Consider the following 17,953-nt stretch of genomic DNA (forward strand, 5'->3'; position numbering starts at 1 on the left):
ACCGTCGCCTCACCGCGCCCCGAGCCGGCGGCGCTGCCACGCTCCCGCGCCGTACACTGCGGCGCCCGCCCCGAGGAGCACCACCGCGAGCGCCGACCACAGGCCCGCGCGCTCGGGTCCCGTGCTGCCGAGCACGCCCCCGCCACCGCCGACGCCCCCGACCCCGCTGGTGTCCACGGTCGTCTCCGTCGAGCAGGCGTCCTCGCTCACGCACGAGCCGCCCACCTCGCCGTCGGGCGTCACCACGTTGAGCAGCGTGCCGTCACCCGCGACCGGGTCGTCGATCGTGACGGAGTACAGCACCGAGACCGTGCCGCCGACCTCGAGCGGACCCGTCCACGTGAGGGTGGCCCCGGACACCGTGACGGTGCCGGCCGATGCCGCGCCGTCGCCGTTGTAGGTCGCGTCGTCGAGGACCTCGCTGAGATCGTCGGTGAACGATGCGGGGTCGTCGTCCGTGTACGGCGCCGTGCCGGTCGAGGTCACCGTCACGAGGTAGTGCACCTCGTCGCCCGGGTACGCGACCGTCGTGTCGACGATCTTCTCGACCTCGAAGAGGCGGATCGGGGTGATCACCTGGCATCCCTCGGGCATGTCCGGGATCGCCGTCGCGAGCGGTGCGGACTGGCGCAGGAAGCCGAGCGGCATCACCACCGGGCAGTTCGACTCCGGCGGCCCGAGGACGGCGTTGGCGAGCGTGATGTCACCGTTCGGCGGATCGTCGACGGTCACCGAGTAGGTGATGGTCGCGGACTCGCCGGCCGCGAGCGGGCCCGACCACGACACCACGGGCTCCGCGTAGGACACCGTGCCGCTGTCCGCGGCCGCGTCGCCGTTGTAGGTCGCATCGTCCAGCACACCCGTGAGGTCGTCGGTGAAGGATGCCGGGTCCTCCTCGGTGTAGTCGCCCGTGCCGGTCGACGTCACGGTGATGCTGTACGTCACCACGTCACCAGGCTCGGCCGCGTCGACGTCCGCGACCTTCTCGATCTGCAGGAGGCGGATGGGCGTCACCACATGGCACTCGTCGGGGAGCTCCACCGGCGGCTCGGGATCGCGCGGCTCCACCGCGAAGCAGTTCGACTCCGGCGGGCCCAGCACCGCGTTGTCGAGCGAGGCGTCACCTGCGGGCGGATCGTCGACCGTCACCGAGTAAGTGATGGTCGCGGTCTCCCCCACCCCGAGCGACCCCGTCCACGTGAGGGTCGGCTCCGCGTAGGACACCGTGCCGGTGTCCGCCGCCGCGTCCTCGTTGTAGGTCGCGTCGTCGAGGATCTCGCTGAGGTCGTCGTCGATCCGTGCCGGGAACAGGAACGTGTACGGCACCGAGCCGGAGTTGGTGACCTCGATCGTGTAGGTCACCGTGTCGCCGACCGTGACCGCGCCCTCGGGATCCGCGGTCTTGACGATCTCCATCGCGCGCAGCGTGTGGTGCTCGATGCAGTCGGCATCGTTCGACTCGGGATCGGTGCAGTTCGACTCCTCGGGGCCGATGACCACGTTGTCGATCTCGCCGTCGCCGGTCACCGGCTCGTTGACCGTGACGGTGTAGGTGATCGTCGCGGTCTCGCCCGGCTCGAGCGCCCCGGACCAGGACAGCTCGGACCCCGCCACGGAGGCGTCCCCGACATCCGCGGTCGGGCCCTCGGTGAGCGTGGCGTCGTCGAGCACCTCCGTGAGGTCGTCGGTGAAGGTGGCCGGATCGTCCTCGGTGTAGGGCACCTGTCCGATGTTCGTCACGGTGATCGTGTAGGTGACCGGGTCGCTCGGCTGCACCCGGACGCCGCGGTCGGAGGTCTTCTCGAGCGCGAGCGCCCGGACCGGCACCTCGACGGTGCAGCCCTCCTCGGTCCCCGTGTCGCAGTTCGACTCCGGCGGGCCTACCACCGCGTTGCCCAGCACGCCGTCCCCGGTGAGGGGATCGTTCACCGTGGCCGAGTAGGTGATGGTCACCGTCTCCCCGACCGGGATCGGGCCGAACCAGCTCAGGACCGGCGCCGCGTACGTGAACCCGCCTGCCGAGGCCGCGAAGTCGCTGTTGAGCGTCGCGTCGTCGAGCATGTCGCTCATGTCGTCGGTGAACGTCGCCTGGGTGTAGTCGACCTGGCCGATGTTGGTCAGCGTGATCGTGTACGTGATGGTCTCGCCGGGCAGCACCTCGTCGTCGGGGTCGGCGGTCTTGAGGATCTCGAGGGCGCGCACGGGTACCTCGGTGGTGCAGCCCTCCTCGGTCCCTTGGTCGCAGTTGGATTCCGGCGGGCCCACCACCGCGTTGTCCAGGAGCCCATCGCCGCTCATCGGGTCGTTGACGGTGACCGAGTAGGTGATGGTCGCGGTCTCGCCCGCGGCCAGCGCGCCCTCCCAGCTGAGGATCGGCGCAGCATAGGTGGGCGTCCCCGCGTCGGCCGCCTCGTCGTCGTTGTACGTCGCGTCGTCCAGCACCGCCGTGAGGTCGTCCTCGAACGATGCGGGCGCATCGTCCGTGTAGTCCGCCTGGCCGATGTTCTCCACGGTCACCGTGTACGTCACCGTCCCGCCGGGGAGCACCTCACCCGCCGGGTCCGCGACCTTGGTGATCTCGAGCGCCTTCACCGGCACCTCGGTGGTGCAGGACGGATCGGTGGAGTCCTCCTCGCAGTTGGATCCCGGCGGGCCGACCACGGCGTTGTCGAGCAGCCCGTCGCCGCTCATCGGGTCGTTCACGGTGACCGAGTACGTGATGGTGACGGTCTCGCCCGCCGCGAGCGGTCCCTCCCAGCCGAGGACCGGCTCCGCGTAGGACGGCGTGCCGGAGTCGGCGGCCTCGTCGTTGTTGTACGTCGCGTCGTCCAGCACCGCCGTGAGATCGTCCTCGACCGAGGCCGGCGCCTCGGCCGTGTAGTCGGACTCGCCCGAGTTGGTCACCGTCAGCGTGTACGTCACCGTCCCGCCGGGGAGCACCTCACCGGCCGGGTCGGCGGTCTTGTTGATCTCGAGCGCCTTGACCGGCACCTCGGTGGTGCAGCCTTCCTCCGTGCCGTCGTCGCAGTTCGACTCCGGAGGGCCCACCACCGCGTTGTCCAGCAGCCCGTCGCCCGTCAGCGGGTTATTCACGGTGACCGAGTAGGTGATCGTCACGGTCTCGCCCGCCGCGAGCGGTCCCTCCCAGCTGAGCGTCGGCTCGGCGTAGGTCGGCGTGCCCGCGCTCGCGGCCTCGTCGTTGTTGTACGTCGCGTCGTCGAGGACCGCCGTGAGGTCGTCCTCGAACGATGCGGGCGCATCGTCCGTGTAGTCGGCCTGGCCGATGTTCTCCACCGTGACGGTGTAGGTGAGGGTCTGCCCCGCGACCACCTCGTCCGCCGGGTCGGCGGTCTTGGTGATCTCGAGGGCCTTGACCGGCACCTCGGTGGTGCAGCCCTCCTCGGTCCCCTCCTCGCACGTGGAGCCCGGAGGACCGACGACCGCGTTGTCCAGCAGCCCGTCGCCGCTCATCGGATCGTTGACGGTCACGGAGTACGTGATGGTCACCGTCTCCCCCACGTCGACGCCGCCGGTCCACGTGACCACCGGTTCGTCGTAGTCGACCGCGCCGGAATCGGCGGCCTCGTCGTTGTTGTACGTCGCGTCGTCGAGGACGTCCGTGAGGTCGTCGGTGACGGTGGCGCCGAGGATGGCGACCTGACCGGAGTTCGTCAGGGTGACCGTGTAGGTGACGGTGTCGCCGGGGATCACCTCGTCCGCCGGCGCGACGGTCTTGAGGATGTCGAGCGCGGTGATCGGCAGCACCACCTCGCACTCGGGTCCCGCGTCCTCGGTGTCGCAGTTCGACTCCGGCGGGCCGAGCACCGCGTTGTCCATCACCCCGTCGCCGCTGAGCGGGTCGTTGACGGTCACCGAGTAGGTGATCGTGACGCTCTCGCCCACGGCGAGCGGGCCCTCCCAGCTCAGAGTCGGCTCGGCAAAGGACGCCGTGCCCGCGGAGGCGGCCTCGTCGTCGTTGTAGGTCGCGTCGTCGAGGACGTCGGTGAGGTCGTCGGTGACGCTCGCGGGCTCCTCGGCGGTGTAGTCCACCTGCCCGGTGTTGGTCACGGTGATGGTGTAAGTGACCACGTCGCCTCGCTGGGCGCTGCCCGCGGCGTCGGAGTACTTCACGATCGAGAGCTCGCGCACGGGCACCTCGGTGGTGCACCCCTCCTCGGTCCCGTCGTCGCAGTTGGACTCCGGAGGTCCGACCACCGCGTTGTCGAGCAGCCCGTCCCCGGTGAGCGGATCGTTCACCGTCACCGAATAGGTGACGGTCACGGTCTCGCCCGCGGCCAGCGCGCCCTCCCACGACAGGATCGGCGCAGCATAGGTGGGCGTCCCCGAGTCGGCGGCCTCGTCGTTGTTGTACGTCGCGTCGTCCAGCACCGCGCTGAGGTCGTCGTCGAACGATGCGGGCGCATCGTCCGTGTAGTCCGCCTGGCCGATGTTCTCCACCGTCACCGTGTACGTCACCGTGCCGCCGGGCAGCACCTCATCCGCCGGATCGGCGACCTTGGAGATCTCGAGCGCCTTCACCGGCACCTCGGTGGTGCAGCCCTCCTCGATCCCGTCGTCGCAGTTGGACTCCGGTGGGCCCACCACCGCGTTGTCCAGCAGCCCATCCCCGGTCAGCGGATCGTTCACCGTCACCGAGTACGTGACGGTCACGCTCTCGCCCGCGGCCAGCGCGCCCTCCCAGCTGAGGACCGGCTCCGCGTAGGACGGCGTGCCGAAGTCGGCCGCCTCGTCGTTGTTGTACGTCGCGTCGTCCAGCACCGCCGTGAGATCGTCATCGAACGATGCCGGGTCTTCGACCGTGTAGTCGGTCTGCCCCGTGTTGGTCACGGTCACGGTGTAGGTGACCACGTTGCCCGGGAGCACCTCAGCCGTCGGCGCCGCCTGCTTGGTGATCTCGAGGGCGCGGATCGGGTTGGGCTCGACGCAGTCCGGGTCCGTGGTGTCCACGCTGTCGCAATTCGATTCCGGCGGTCCCACCACCACGTTGTCGAGCGTGCCGTCGCCGCTCAGGGGCTCGTTGATGGTCACCGAGTAGGTGATCGTGACGCTCTCGCCCACGGCCAGCGGGCCCTCCCAGGACAGCACAGGCTCGGCATACGACGGCGTCCCGCCCGTCGCGGCCTCGTCGTTGTTGTAGGTGGCGTCGTCCAGCAGGTCGGAGAGGTCGTCCTCGAGGCTCGCGGGCTCGTCCGCCGTGTAGTCCACCTGCCCGGTATTGGTCACGGTGATCGTGTAGGTCACCACCTCACCCGGCAGCACCTGTCCGTCGCTGTCGGAGGACTTCACCAGCTCGAGCTCGCGCACGGGCACCTCGGTGGTGCAGCCCTCCTCCGTGCCCTCGTCGCAGTTGGACTCCGGAGGTCCGACCACCGCGTTGTCCAGCAGGCCGTCGCCCGTGGGCGGATCGTTCACCGTCACCGAGTACGTGATCGTCACGGTCTCGCCGGCCGCGAGCGCGCCCTCCCAGCTGAGGATCGGCTCGGCGTAGGACGGCGTCCCCGAGTCGGCCGCCTCGTCGTTGTTGTACGTCGCGTCGTCCAGCACCGCGCTGAGGTCGTCGTCGAACGATGCGGGCGCATCGGCCGTGTAGTCCGCCTGCCCGATGTTCTCCACCGTCACCGTGTACGTCACCGTGCCGCCGGGCAGCACCTCACCGGCCGGGTCCGCCACCTTGGTGATCTCGAGCGCCTTCACGGGCACCTCGGTGGTGCACCCCTCCTCGGTCCCGTCGTCGCAGTTGGACTCCGGCGGGCCCACCACCGCGTTGTCCAGCAACCCGTCCCCGGTGAGCGGATCGTTCACCGTCACCGAGTACGTGATCGTCACGGTCTCGCCCGCGGCCAGCGCGCCCTCCCACGACAGGATCGGCGCCGCATACGTCGGCGTCCCCGAGTCGGCGGCCTCGTCGTTGTTGTACGTCGCGTCATCCAGCACCGCCGTGAGATCGTCATCGAACGATGCCGGGTCCTCGACCGTGTAGTCCGCCTGGCCGATGTTCTCCACCGTCACCGTGTACGTCACCGTGTCCCCGGGCAGCACCTCATCGGCCGGGTCTACGACCTTGGTGATCTCGAGCGCCTTCACGGGCACCTCGGTGGTGCAGCCCTCCTCGATCCCGTCGTCGCAGTTGGACTCCGGTGGGCCCACCACCGCGTTGTCCAGCAGCCCATCCCCGGTCAGCGGATCGTTCACCGTCACCGAGTAGGTGATGGTCACCGACTCGCCTGCCGCGACGGGCCCCGTCCAGCTCAGCGTCGGCGCAGCGTAGGTGGGCGTCCCCGCATCGGCCGCCTCGTCGTTGTTGTACGTCGCGTCGTCGAGCACCTCGGTGAGGTCGTCCGTGAACGTGGCGTCGAAGTAGTCCACCTGCCCCGTGTTGGTCACGGTGATCGTGTACGTCACCGTCCCTCCGGGCAGCACCTCGCCCGCCGGCTCGGCGGTCTTCTCGATCTCGAGCGACGCGAGAGGCACCGTGACCTCGCACTCCGGCCCGGCGTCCTCCGCATCGCAGTTGGACTCCGGCGGGCCCACCACGGCGTTGGTGATGAGGCCGTCGCCGCTCGGTGGGTCGTTGACGGTCACCGTGTACGTGATGACCACGGTCTCGCCCACATCGAGCGGCCCCGACCAGGACAGCACGGGCTCCGCGTAGCCGGTGGTCCCACCCGTCGCAGAGGCGTCGTCGTTGTAGACGGCGTCGTCGAGGACGTCGGAGAGGTCATCGGTGATCGAGGCGGGGTCCTCGGCCGTGTACGGCGCCTGGCCCGTGTTGGTCACGGTGATCGTGTAGGTGATCTCATCGCCCGGCTGCGCGCTTCCGACGGCGTCGGAGTACTTGACGATCGCGACCGCCTTGACCGGCACCTCCGTGGTGCAGCCTTCCTCGGTCCCGTCGTCGCAGTTCGACTCCGGCGGACCCACGACCGCGTTGTCGAGCAGGCCGTCGCCCGTGGGCGGATCGTCGACCGTCACCGAGTAGGTGATGGTGACGCTCTCTCCCGCCGCGAGTGCGCCCTCCCAGCCGAGGATCGGCTCGGCGTAGGACGGCGTCCCGGACGATGCTGCTTCGTCGTTGTTGTACGTCGCGTCGTCGAGCACCGCCGTGAGGTCGTCCTCGAAGCTCGCCGGGTCCTCGGCCGTGTAGTCGACCTGGCCGATGTTCTCGACCGTCACCGTGTAGGTCACCGTCCCGCCCGCGGGTACCTCATCGGCCGGGTCGGCGACCTTGGTGATCTCGAGCGCCTTGACGGGCACCTCGGTGGTGCACGGGATTTCCGTGCCGTCGTCGCAGTTCGACTCGGGCGGGCCCACCACGGCGTTGTCGAGCAGCCCGTCGCCGGAGATCGGGTCGTTCACCGTGACCGAGTACGTCACGGTGACGGTCTCGCCGACCCCCAGCGCGCCCTCCCAGGACAGGATCGGCTCGGCATAGGACGGCGCGCCGGAGTCGGCGGCCTCGTCGTTGTTGTACGTCGCGTCGTCCAGCACCGCCGTGAGGTCGTCCTCGAAGCTCGCCGGGTCCTCCGCCGTGTAGTCGACCTGCCCCGTGTTGGTCACGGTCACGGTGTACGTGACCACGTCGCCGGGCAGCACCTCGTCGTCGGGGTCCGCCGTCTTGGTGATCTCGAGCGCCTGCACGGGGTTGGGCTCGACGCAGTCGGGATCCGTGGTGTCGGCGGAGTCGCAGTTCGACTCGGGCGGGCCGACGACCACGTTGGCGAGGATGCCGTCGCCGCTCGGAGGGTCGTTCACCGTGACCGAGTACGTGATGGTGACGGTCTCGCCGGCCGCGAGCGCACCCTCCCAACTGAGGATCGGATCGGCGAAGTCGACCGTCCCGGAGCCCGCCGCGGCATCGCCGTTGTACGTCGCGTCGTCGAGCACGTCGGAGAGGTCATCGGTGATCGACGCCGGGTCCTCCGCCGTGTAGTCGGTCTGCCCGGAGTTGGTCACGGTGATGCTGTAGGTCACGACGTCGCCCGGAAGGGAGCTGCCGTCGCCGTCCGAGGACTTCACGATGTCGAGCGCCCTGACAGGCACCTCGGTGGTGCAGCCTTCCTCTGTGCCGTCGTCGCAGTTCGACTCGGGCGGGCCCACCACGGCGTTGTCCAGCAATCCGTCGCCCGTCGGCGGATCGTTCACGGTGACCGAGTAGGTGATGGTGACGGTCTCGCCCGCCGCGAGCGCGCCCTCCCAGCTCAGGATCGGCTCGGCGTAGGACGGCGTTCCGGAGTCCGCGGCCTCGTCGTTGTTGTACGTCGCGTCGTCCAGGACCGCCGCGAGATCGTCCTCGAAGCTCGCCGGGTCCTCCGCCGTGTAGTCCGTCTGCCCCGTGTTGGTGACGGTCACCGTGTACGTGACCACGTCGCCCGGCAGCGCCTGATCCGCAGGATCGGCGGTCTTGAGGATCTCGAGCGAGCGCACCGGGACCTCGGTGGTGCAGCCCTCTTCCGTGCCGTCATCGCAGTTCGACTCCGGCGGACCCACGACTGCGTTGTCGAGCAGGCCGTCACCCGAGAGCGGATCGTTCACGGTCACCGAGTACGTGACGGTGGCGCTCTCGCCCGCGGCCAGGGCGCCCTCCCAGCTGAGGATCGGCTCGGCGTAGGACGGGGTCCCGGAGTCGGCGGCCTCGTCGTTGTTGTACGTCGCGTCGTCGAGCACCGCCGTGAGGTCGTCCTCGAAGCTCGCCGGGTCCTCGGCCGTGTAGTCGATCTGACCGGAGTTGGTGACGGTCACCGTGTAGGTCACCGTGTCACCGGGCGCCACCGCGTCGGAGGGCGAGGCGGTCTTGACGATCTCGAGCGAACCGACCGGCACCGTCGTGGTGCAGTCCGGGTCCGTCGACCCGACCTCGCAGTTCGACTCGGACGGCCCGACCACGCCGTTCGTGAGCAGCCCGTCCCCGGTGGGCGGATCGTCGACCGTCACCGAGTAGGTGATCGTCACGCTCGCGCCCACGGCGAGGGGGCCGTACCACCGCACCTCCGGCGCGGCGTAGTTCGGGACGCCGCTCGTCGCCGCGAGGTCGCCGTTGTAGGTAGCGTCGTCGAGGACGTCGCTGAGATCGTCCTCGAAGTAGGCGAGCAGGTAGTCCGCCTGGCCCGTGTTCGTCAGCGTGACCGTGTAGGCGACAGTGTCGCCGGGAACCACCCCGTCGGAGGGCGACGCGGTCTTGACGATCTCGAGCTGACGGATGGGCACCTCGGTGGTGCAGCCCTCCTCGGTGCCGTCGTCGCAGTTCGACTCCTCGGGTCCGACCACCGCGTTGTCGAGCAGCCCGTCGCCCGAGATCGGGTCGTTGACCGTCACCGAGTACGTGATCTCGATGCTGTCGCCCGCCGCGAGCGCACCCTCCCACGCAAGGATCGGGTCGGTGAAGTCCACCGTCCCCGACGGCGCCGCGCCGTCGCCGTTGTAGGTGGCGTCGTCGAGCACCGCCGTGAGGTCGTCCTCGAAGCTCGCCAGCGCATCGTCCGTGTAGTCGACCTGGCCGATGTTCTCCACGGTGACCGTGTACGTCACGATGTCGCCCGGGCGCACCGCTCCCGCCGGGTCGCTCACCTTGGTGATCTCGAGCGCCTTGACGGGCACCTCGGTGGTGCAGCCCTCCTCGGTGCCGTCGTCGCAGTTCGACTCCTCGGGTCCGACGACGGCGTTGTCCAGCACGCCGTCACCCGTCGGTGGATCGTCGACCGTCACCGAGTAGGTGATGATGACGCTCTCTCCCGCGGCGAGCGGTCCCTCCCAGGACAGCACAGGGTCGGCGAAGGTCACGGACCCGGCGCCAGCCGCGCCGTCGCCGTTGTACGTCGCGTCGTCGAGCACGTCGCTGAGGTCGTCGTCGAAGGTCGCCGGGTCGGCGTCCGTGTAGTTGAACGTCCCCGTGTTCTCGACGGTGACGGTGTACGTCACCGTGTCGCCCGGCAGCACCTCGTCGACGGGGTCGGCCACCTTGGTGATCTCGAGCGCCCGGATCGGGTCGGGCTCGATGCAGTCCGCGTCCTGCGTCTCCGCAGGGTCGGTGCAGTTGGACTCCGGCGGGCCCACCACCACGTTGTAGAGGTTGCCGTCCCCGCTCACCGGCTCGTTCACCGTCACCGAGTAGGTGATGGTCACCGACTCGCCCGGCTCGAGCGCACCCTCCCAGTGCAGGGTGGTGCCGTCGACGCTCACCGTGCCACCGGTGGCGGAGGCGTCACCGTTGTACGTCGCGTCGTCGAGCACGTCGCTGAGGTCGTCGTCGATAGCCGCTGGGTCGTCGACGGTGTAGGCCACCTCGCCGTTGTTGGTGACGGTGACCTCGTACGTGATCGTGTCGCCGGGCACCACACCATCGGCGCCGTCCGAGGTCTTGACGATGTCGAGGGCGCGGATCGGCACCTCGGTGGTGCAGCCTTCCTCGGTTCCCGTGTCGCAGTTGGACTCAGGCGGGCCCACGACCGCGTTGTCGAGCAGCCCGTCGCCGGACGGCGGGGAGTTCACCGTGACGGAGTACGTCACCGTGACGGACTCGCCCGCGGCAAGCGCACCCTCCCAATGAAGGGTCGGATCGGTGAACGACGCGGTGCCCGAGGAGGCCGTCGCGTCGCCGTTGTAGGAGGCGTCGTCGAGCACGCCTGAGAGGTCGTCGTCGAAGGAAGCCGGCGCATCGGCCGTGTAGTCCGCCGGGCCCGGGTTGGTGACCGTCACGGTGTACGTGACCGTGTCCCCGGGAGCGGCCTCCGCGTCCGGCGAGACGGTCTTGAGGATCTCGAGCGCGCGGATGGGCAGCTCGACGTTGCAGTCGGGGTCGCCGGAGCCGTCGGCGCAGTTGGACTCCTCCGGGCCGACCACCGTGTTGCTCAGGAGCCCGTCGCCCGAGACCGGGTCGTTCACGGTCACGGAGTATGTGATGTCCGCGGACTCGCCGATCGCCAGGGCGCCGGTCCAGCTGAGGACCGGGTCCGCGTAGCTCGGCGTGCCCGAGGACGCGGCCTCGTCGTTGTTGTAGACGGCGTCGTCGAGCACGTCGCTGAGGTCGTCGGTGATCGAGGCCAGGCCGTTCTCATCGTTGTAGTCGACCTCGCCCGTGTTGGTCACGGTGATGGTGTACTCGACCGTGTCGCCCGGCAGCGCCGAGTCCGAGGGATCGGAGGACTTGGTGATGGTGAGGCCCGGGTCCGGCAGGTCGACGTAGATCGTGTAGTCCTCGACCTCGCCGCGCCCGGTGATGCCCTCGGGGTTCTCGGAGAGGTTGGCACCCGGTGTGGTGCGCAGCCGCAGGTAGGTCGGTTCGTCCACGGTCTGCACCGCATCGTCCGGCACGATCCAGGACAGATGCGCATTGCCGTCCACGCACTCGACGGCGCCGGCACGTTCGGAGCCCTCGAAGGTGCCGTTGAAGTTCCAGTCGACCCATCCGGAGACGTATCCCGGGCCGACGCACGCGACGTCCAGGTCGTACGGCTCGCCATAGTCGGTATCCAGGACGCCGGGCGGCGAGATGCCGTCCTCATCGGTCGCGGGATTGCCGGTGTTGTCGTCGTAGTCGGCACCGGCGCTGCCGATGTAGATCGCGTCCGAGTCGACGGTCGATCCGAGGATCGGGACGTAGCCGCCCGGGGTGCCGGGCGTGAACGACTCGTCGGAGACGTTCGTGATGCCTGCGTTCACGGTGCCACCGCTCCAGGTGGACTGGAGGAGCGATCCCGCCGACCCGTAGCTGAGCGGTGCGTCACCGAAGTCCGCCTCGAAGACCACGCCGAGCGCGACGGCGCTGTAGCCGCCGCCGTGCATCTGGACGTGCGCGCCCGTCGCGCCTTCCATGAAGCCCACCGCGATGGGTCCGTAGGTGTTGTTGACCTCGGAGCACTGGGTGTTGTCCGACGCCAGGCGGAGGGTGTTGCCCGTCAAGGTCGCGAGCGTCGAGGTGTCGCACGCGCGCGTGCGGTCGATCACGCGCCACGTGGCGTTCTGGTTCGGGGTCGCCTCGACATACTCGCCCTGACGGAAGTTGTTGCTCTCGGCGTCGGCGACCACGAGGCCGCGGACCTCGACCTCCTCGTCGCCCAAGAAGACGGAGCAGTCGAAGTCGAAGTCGACCGTGCCGGCGTTGTCGACGTTGGCGATGCCCGAGACCAGCTGGTTCGCGCCGTCGATGCCGCCGATGTTGTAGAGGTTGTCGAGCGCGTCTCCGCGATAGTCGCCGGGGCGGTACGCGCGAATGGGACCGACGACGTTGGTGATGGTGCAGGTGGTGGTGAGGGTCTGCAGGCCCACCGTCCTGGTGTTGCTCCGCGTGGTCCCTGACGGGATCGACTCGCCGTCCGCGCCCCACTCGAACCAGTCGATGTAGCCGGGGTACAGCCCGTCGCCGCTCTCGGCGTAGCGGGCCTCCGCCGGAGCGCCCACGGTGACCAGGGTGGTCACCGCAAGCACGAGCAGAACGCCCAGCGAGGCGAGCATGCGCTGCGGTGTCCGCAGCGCACGCACCCTCGAGTTGTTGCTCTTCACGCTGAGCCCCCTGCAGTTCGGCGGAATGCATCCACGGTAAGTCGGGGTTCGGGCAACTGCGAGTTTTAGGAAATAGTGCGATAAATGCCGGATATTGTCGCCGAATGGGGAATTCGCATGCTCGCGCGCGCCTGATGGCGGCGGTTGCGGCGACGCTCGTGGCGGTGACCGCAGCATGCGGCGACCCCGGGATCGCGCCCGAGCCCCTCCCTCCCGGCGTCGCCAGCTTCGACCCGGATGAGGACTGGACAGGCGCGGAATCCCCCATCCTCGAGTGGACGCCTGCCGAGCGCGCGGCGTTCGTCGACGCCTACCGTGGCGCCGTTCAGACGGCGCTCGCCGATGCGGGCCTCGAGGGGCAGCCGGCGGGCCTCGCGGGCGCCATCCGCGCGCTGCGCAAGGCGGACGCGGTCGCCGAGGACGTGCCGCGGCCTGTGCTAGAGATCATGTTCCTCACCGCGGTGAGCTCGCGCGTCACCGGACCGACGGAGGACGATGCGGCGCTCGCCCTCGACGCTGCGGCGGAGGCATGCGCCGCGCTCGACGCGGGCGAGGACTACTTCACGGTCGCGTTCGGCGACGGGGGCTCGACGCTGGACCTGCTCGCCTTCGACGACACACGTCTCGCGGCGCGCGTCTACGCCCCGATGATCTGCACGCGGCACGCCTCGGAGGCGATCGGCGTGCTGACGCGGCTCGCGGCCTGACCCGGCGTCGACGGGCGTCAGTCGCGCTCAACCCACCTGTCGATCGCCCACACGATCGCGAACGCGAGCCCGGGCTCGACACCATCGCGCACGTCGATCGTGTACTTGTCGCGCACGGTCAGCCACTTCTGGGTGATCTGCACCATCACCTGGCCCTGCCCGTCGCGCAGCGTGTAGTCCTTCTCGATGACGTTGCCCTCGAGCAGCCACTGCTCGCCCGAGGCGAGCGTGACGTCGATCTTGTCCTTGATGAACTTGAAAGGCTGCGCGTGCAGGTGCGCGACCTGCGCGCCGGCGGCGTCCGTGACATCCATGCGCTTCGGGATGCCCATCATCCGGCCCGTGACGTCGAACAGCTTGGTCCCCGCGGCGTCAAGCACGTCCGCGCGCGGTCGCGGTCCCATCTTCCCGTCCACGAGGAACAGGTCCGCCTCCGTCGCCGGCTCGAGGATGCGGAAGTCGCGCCCTGCCCCGAACTTGCTCTTCATCAGGAACCGGGTGAAACCCTCCGGTGCGACGGCTTCGGACATGCTTCCTCCTCGAGTGCGGTGCCCTCACCCTAGCCGCGCCGTCAGGAATGTCGAAGGACGTGCGCGGATCGGCCCGCTAGGACGATGCGGCGCCTCCGAAGTGCTCCGCGATCCGGTCGAGCCGCGCCGCCACGACGTCACGGAAGGACGCGTGCGCGAGGCGGGATCCGAGCGTCGGGTCCTCGACATGCACCTCGACGCGGAGGCGAGTCCCATCGTCCTCCGGCGCGAACGTCCAGACGAAGACGTCCAGCGGGAGGTCGTGGTGAGGACGGTGGTGGCCACGCAGCCAGATGCTCGAGCGCGCCTCGTAGACCAGCCGCTGATCGGCGAGGGACTCGGTCACCGTGTAGTCGACGTCCTCCTCCAGCGGGAAGGGCGCGGGGTAGTCGAGGTGGGCGGTGGTCCCGACGCCGTCGTCGGTCAGCTCGACGTCCACCACCTCGACGGGGTCGCCGTCGTGGATGTTCCGGGGGTCACGGCAGTACTCGAACACGGCGTGCACCGGTGCGTCGACGTGGACATCGAGATCGACCCAGGGCCGCGAGGCTGACATCATGCTCATCTCCCGCTCTCCAGCGTACGTCGCGCGGCACTCTAGATCTCGAGGAGCCTCAGCCCGTCGATGGGCCGCTCTTCCCAGACCGCGAACGGGTCCTCGGCGACGGCGGTCCGAGCGATCGGCGCCAGACGCTCGAAGTCCTCCCGGGAATCGAAGATCGCGAGCCCCACGAGGCGCTGCGAATCCTGGTCGGCGAGCGTGTGGATCTCCCTGAGCCCCGGCATCCCGCGGATCGCGTCCCCGTAGCGATGCATCGACTCGATGAGCGCGTCGCGGTGCTCCGGGTGGGGATGGTGCACCGACATGAGGATGTACATGCGTCCACGTTACGGGGGCCCTTGCACCCGTGCGCGGGGGAGGCACGGGCCGACGTCGGCGCGGCATCGAAACCCTCCCCCGCCGTGCGAGAGCCTTCCACTAGGGTCGCTGGCACACCCCAGACCACAGGAGCCGGACCGCCGATGGAGCATTTCGACACGATCGTGATCGGCGCCGGCGTCGCGGGCCTCAGCGCGGCAAGGCTGCTCGCCGCTTCCGGGCGCACCGTGGTGGTCCTCGAGGCCCGCGCCCGCGTGGGCGGCAGGGTCTGGACCGAGCGCGGCGACGGCCGCATCACGGACCTGGGCGCGTCCTGGATCCACGGTGTCGACGGCAGCCCCGTCGCGGCGGCGGCCACCGCTTTCGGCATGCCGACGGTCGAGTTCACGGTGGGCGGGTACCAGGTCGACAGCCGCCCCATCGCCTACTACTCGCCGGCAGGCATGCGGCTCGGCGACGACGAGGCGGCACGGTTCGCGGCCGATGTGCACGCGGTCGATGCGTCCCTGGAGGCAGTCATCGCCCGCTCCGGGACCGCGGACTCGTACCGCGACGTCACGGAGGCGGCCATCGCCGCCCAGGGTTGGGGCAAGGCACGGGCGCAGCGCGTGCGGGAGCATCTCGAGCACCGCTCCGAGGAGCAGTACGGCGCGTGGATCACGGAGCTCGCCGCGCACGGCCTCGACGACGACTCGATCGAGGGCGACGAGGTGGTCTTCCCGGAGGGATACGACGCCCTGCCGCGCAGACTGGCCGAGGGCCTCGACGTCCGGCTCGGGCATGTGGTGTCGCGGATCGCGTGGTCCGGCGCGGGCGTCCGCGTCCGCTCCGACCAGGGCGAGCTCATGGGCGCCACCGCGGTGCTCACGGTGCCCGTGGGCGTCCTCAAGTCGGGCGACCTCGCCATCGTGCCCCCGCTGCCTGAGCCCGTCTCGGGGGCGCTGTCGCGGCTCGGGATGAACCGCTTCGAGAAGTTGTTCCTGCGCTTCCCCACGCGCTTCTGGGACGAGGACGTCTACGCGATCCGGCAGCTCGGCCCCGAAGGGCGCGCGTGGCACTCCTGGTACGACCTCACCGCGCTGCACGGGGAGCCGACCCTGCTCACGTTCGCGGCAGGTCCCCCGGCGCGCGAGATCGCCGGGTGGGACGATGCGCGCGTTGCGGAGTCCGTCATGGTCCAGCTCCGCAGGCTGTACGGGGACCGCGCGGTCGACCCCGTCGACGTCCGCGTCACCGCGTGGCACGCGGACCCCTACGCGCGGGGCTCCTATGCGTACATGACCGTCGGTTCGGCCACCTCGGACCACGATGCGCTCGCCACCCCGGTCGGCGGCGTGCTCCACCTCGCCGGGGAGGCCACATGGACCGACGACCCGGCGACGGTGCCGGCGGCGATGCTCTCCGGGCACCGGGCCGCGTCACGCATCGTGGGGCGCGACCTCGGGATCGACAGGCTCTGGCGCTAGGACGTCACGCGGCGCGTGCCTCGAGGCCGATCGACATCCCTCCGTGTGCCTCGCTGCAGATGACCAGCAGCTCGCCGTCGCGCGCCACGCCCGTCGTGACACCGTCGGCGGAGACACCTTCGGACTCCGCCTCTGCGATCGCCTCCGACACGACTGCCGGATCGGCCCCGAGCGAGCGGACGATGCCACGAGCGAGGTCCTCGAGCTCGCCGACGGCCGCGTCGCCGACCGCGTCGAGCACCATCAACCCTGCCGTCCGGTCGTCCAGCGAGCCGCCGAGCTCCATGAAGTACTCGAGCTCCGCGACATTGGCGTCGAGCGCCGCGTCGAGCGTCTGGACGGGGCCGGCGCCGACGCCGGAACCCGCGGCCGCCGACGCCTCCCCCGGCCCGTGAATCGCGTATGCGCCCACGATCACGGTGAGCGCGATCACGAGGGCGATCCCCGATCCCGCCCACAGCTCCGGGGACGATGCCTCGTCGGCCTGGGGGCGCATGGTGGTCATGGCGGTCCTCTCGGGTCGGTGCGATCCACGCGACCGCATCACCGAGCCTTCCGCGCGACGGCCTCGCGCGCATCGTCCAGACGCAGTGACCCGTCGCTGCCACGGACGCAGTACGACGTGCATCGTCCCCCGCAGATGCACGAACGGGGCCGACCCACTTGACCCGCCACTTGCTTTTTGCAAGTATGGCTTTCGTCCATATTGCCGGACCCTGGGGAGGGACCACCATGACCGCGATGTTCGTGAACGTCCCGGTGACCGATCTCGAGCGCGCGAAGGCGTTCTACACGGCCGTCGGCTTCACCATCAACCCGCTCTTCAGCGACCACAACGCCGCGTGCGTCGTGGTCGAGGACGACCATGCGTACTTCATGATCGTCACGCGCGACCACTTCCAGACGTTCACCGACAAGCCCCTCGGGGACCCCGCGGTGAACCCGTCCGCGTCGACGTCGCTGTTCCTCGAGTCCCGCGAGGCCGTCGATGCGACGCTCACCAGCGGACTCGCCGCAGGCGGCACCGAGGAGAAGCCCGCCACCGACTACGGCTTCATGTACCAGCGCCAGATCACCGATCCCGACGGCAACATCATCGAGTTCGGCTACATGGACCCCGTCGCCGCGGCGCAGGGGCCCGAGGCGTACATGAACCAGCAGGCCTGAGGCCCATGGCGGCACGGGAGTACGGCCAGTACTGCGGCGTCACACGAGCCGTCGAGCTCGTGGGCGAGCGCTGGGCCCTGCTCATCGTGCGCGACCTCCTGGTCGGGCCGCGCCGCTACGGAGAGCTCGCCGCGGGACTCCCCCGCATCCCGAGCAACATCCTGGCGGCGCGGCTCAAGGAGCTGCAGGCCGCAGGTGTGATCCGCCGCATCCCGCGCCTGCGGGTCGTGGTCTACGAGCTCACGCCGTACGGGCGCGAGCTCGAACCGGTGGTGCTGGCGCTCGGCGCCTGGGGGCTCCAGCATCTCGACGAGCCCCGCCCGGAGCAGATCGTCACCCCCGCGTCGATGGCGATAACGTTGCGGACGGCCTTCCGGCCGCTCGTCGCGGCGGGCCTGCCGGCGACCACGTACGGCGCCCGCTTCGACGATGCGCCGCTCCGGGTCCGCGTCGACGCCTCAGGGCTCGACCTCTCCCGGAAGGACGGCCCCGTGGACCTCCTGCTCGAGGCCAGCCCCGGCATCCACCGACTCGTCGCGGGCGATCTGGCCCCCGCGGCGGCGCTCGCGTCGGGGGCCGTCGGCATCCTCGCCGGCCCCGATGCCCTTCTCGCGCGCTTCGCCGAGACCTTCCGCCTCGCGGCGTGACGGCACGCGGGAATGGCGTGCGGATGCCCGACCGTTCCCT

Annotated in this window: 9 protein-coding genes; 4 read left to right on the forward strand and 5 right to left on the reverse strand. The window is 69.9% G+C overall.

Translation table 11 applies throughout. The features are described 5' to 3' along the window. Positions 1-9 precede the first annotated feature (9 nt). The gene (locus AOM06_RS14820; RefSeq protein ID WP_062306527.1) at positions 10-12,516 is read right to left on the reverse strand and encodes a CshA/CshB family fibrillar adhesin-related protein; all 12,507 of its coding nucleotides are present in this window, start codon (positions 12,514-12,516) and stop codon (positions 10-12) included. 104 nt (positions 12,517-12,620) lie between these two features. On the opposite strand from AOM06_RS14820, the gene AOM06_RS14825 reads away from it, so the two are divergent. Then, positions 12,621-13,223 (forward strand): hypothetical protein, encoded by a 603-nt coding sequence (locus AOM06_RS14825; protein WP_156163695.1) that lies wholly within the window; start codon positions 12,621-12,623, stop codon positions 13,221-13,223. Between the two features lie 17 nt (positions 13,224-13,240). Here AOM06_RS14825 and AOM06_RS12120 read toward each other — a convergent pair whose 3' ends face one another. From AOM06_RS12120 to AOM06_RS14970, 3 genes are all read right to left on the reverse strand, one after another. Further along, positions 13,241-13,753 (reverse strand): LURP-one-related/scramblase family protein, encoded by a 513-nt coding sequence (locus AOM06_RS12120; protein ID WP_062306535.1) that lies wholly within the window; start codon positions 13,751-13,753, stop codon positions 13,241-13,243. Positions 13,754-13,829: 76 nt separating this feature from the next. After that, positions 13,830-14,318 carry an SRPBCC family protein gene (locus tag AOM06_RS14965; RefSeq protein WP_062306541.1) on the reverse strand — a complete coding sequence of 163 codons (489 nt, stop codon included), beginning with the start codon at positions 14,316-14,318 and terminating at the stop codon, positions 13,830-13,832. Positions 14,319-14,350: 32 nt separating this feature from the next. Next, positions 14,351-14,632 carry an antibiotic biosynthesis monooxygenase family protein gene (locus AOM06_RS14970; protein WP_062306546.1) on the reverse strand — a complete coding sequence of 94 codons (282 nt, stop codon included), beginning with the start codon at positions 14,630-14,632 and terminating at the stop codon, positions 14,351-14,353. Positions 14,633-14,776: 144 nt separating this feature from the next. Between AOM06_RS14970 and AOM06_RS12135 the strand changes: the two genes are divergently transcribed. Next, a complete protein-coding gene (locus AOM06_RS12135; protein ID WP_062306553.1) occupies positions 14,777-16,099 on the forward strand; it encodes a flavin monoamine oxidase family protein in 1,323 nt (440 codons plus the stop codon). Between the two features lie 4 nt (positions 16,100-16,103). Here AOM06_RS12135 and AOM06_RS12140 read toward each other — a convergent pair whose 3' ends face one another. Beyond that, the gene (locus AOM06_RS12140; protein ID WP_062306557.1) at positions 16,104-16,604 is read right to left on the reverse strand and encodes a hypothetical protein; all 501 of its coding nucleotides are present in this window, start codon (positions 16,602-16,604) and stop codon (positions 16,104-16,106) included. A gap of 227 nt (positions 16,605-16,831) precedes the next feature. Here AOM06_RS12140 and AOM06_RS12145 point away from each other — a divergent pair, with 227 nt between their 5' ends. Beyond that, a complete protein-coding gene (locus AOM06_RS12145; protein WP_062306563.1) occupies positions 16,832-17,266 on the forward strand; it encodes a VOC family protein in 435 nt (144 codons plus the stop codon). Positions 17,267-17,271: 5 nt separating this feature from the next. Then, entirely contained in the window at positions 17,272-17,913 is a 642-nt protein-coding gene (locus AOM06_RS12150) for a winged helix-turn-helix transcriptional regulator (RefSeq protein WP_062306568.1), read from the forward strand. Positions 17,914-17,953 lie beyond the last annotated feature (40 nt).

The sequence above is a fragment of the Demequina subtropica genome (assembly GCF_000971235.1).
Lineage (GTDB): Bacteria > Actinomycetota > Actinomycetes > Actinomycetales > Demequinaceae > Demequina > Demequina subtropica.

Bases quoted from the DNA above. Each gene is read 5' to 3' on its own strand.
- AOM06_RS14970 (WP_062306546.1), bottom strand. From the start codon at position 14,632: ATGTACATCCTCATGTCGGTGCACCATCCCCACCCGGAGCACCGCGAC.
- AOM06_RS12150 (WP_062306568.1), top strand. From the start codon at position 17,272: ATGGCGGCACGGGAGTACGGCCAGTACTGCGGCGTCACACGAGCCGTC.
- AOM06_RS14825 (WP_156163695.1), top strand. From the start codon at position 12,621: ATGGGGAATTCGCATGCTCGCGCGCGCCTGATGGCGGCGGTTGCGGCG.
- AOM06_RS12140 (WP_062306557.1), bottom strand. From the start codon at position 16,604: ATGACCACCATGCGCCCCCAGGCCGACGAGGCATCGTCCCCGGAGCTG.
- AOM06_RS12120 (WP_062306535.1), bottom strand. From the start codon at position 13,753: ATGTCCGAAGCCGTCGCACCGGAGGGTTTCACCCGGTTCCTGATGAAG.
- AOM06_RS12135 (WP_062306553.1), top strand. From the start codon at position 14,777: ATGGAGCATTTCGACACGATCGTGATCGGCGCCGGCGTCGCGGGCCTC.
- AOM06_RS12145 (WP_062306563.1), top strand. From the start codon at position 16,832: ATGACCGCGATGTTCGTGAACGTCCCGGTGACCGATCTCGAGCGCGCG.
- AOM06_RS14965 (WP_062306541.1), bottom strand. From the start codon at position 14,318: ATGAGCATGATGTCAGCCTCGCGGCCCTGGGTCGATCTCGATGTCCAC.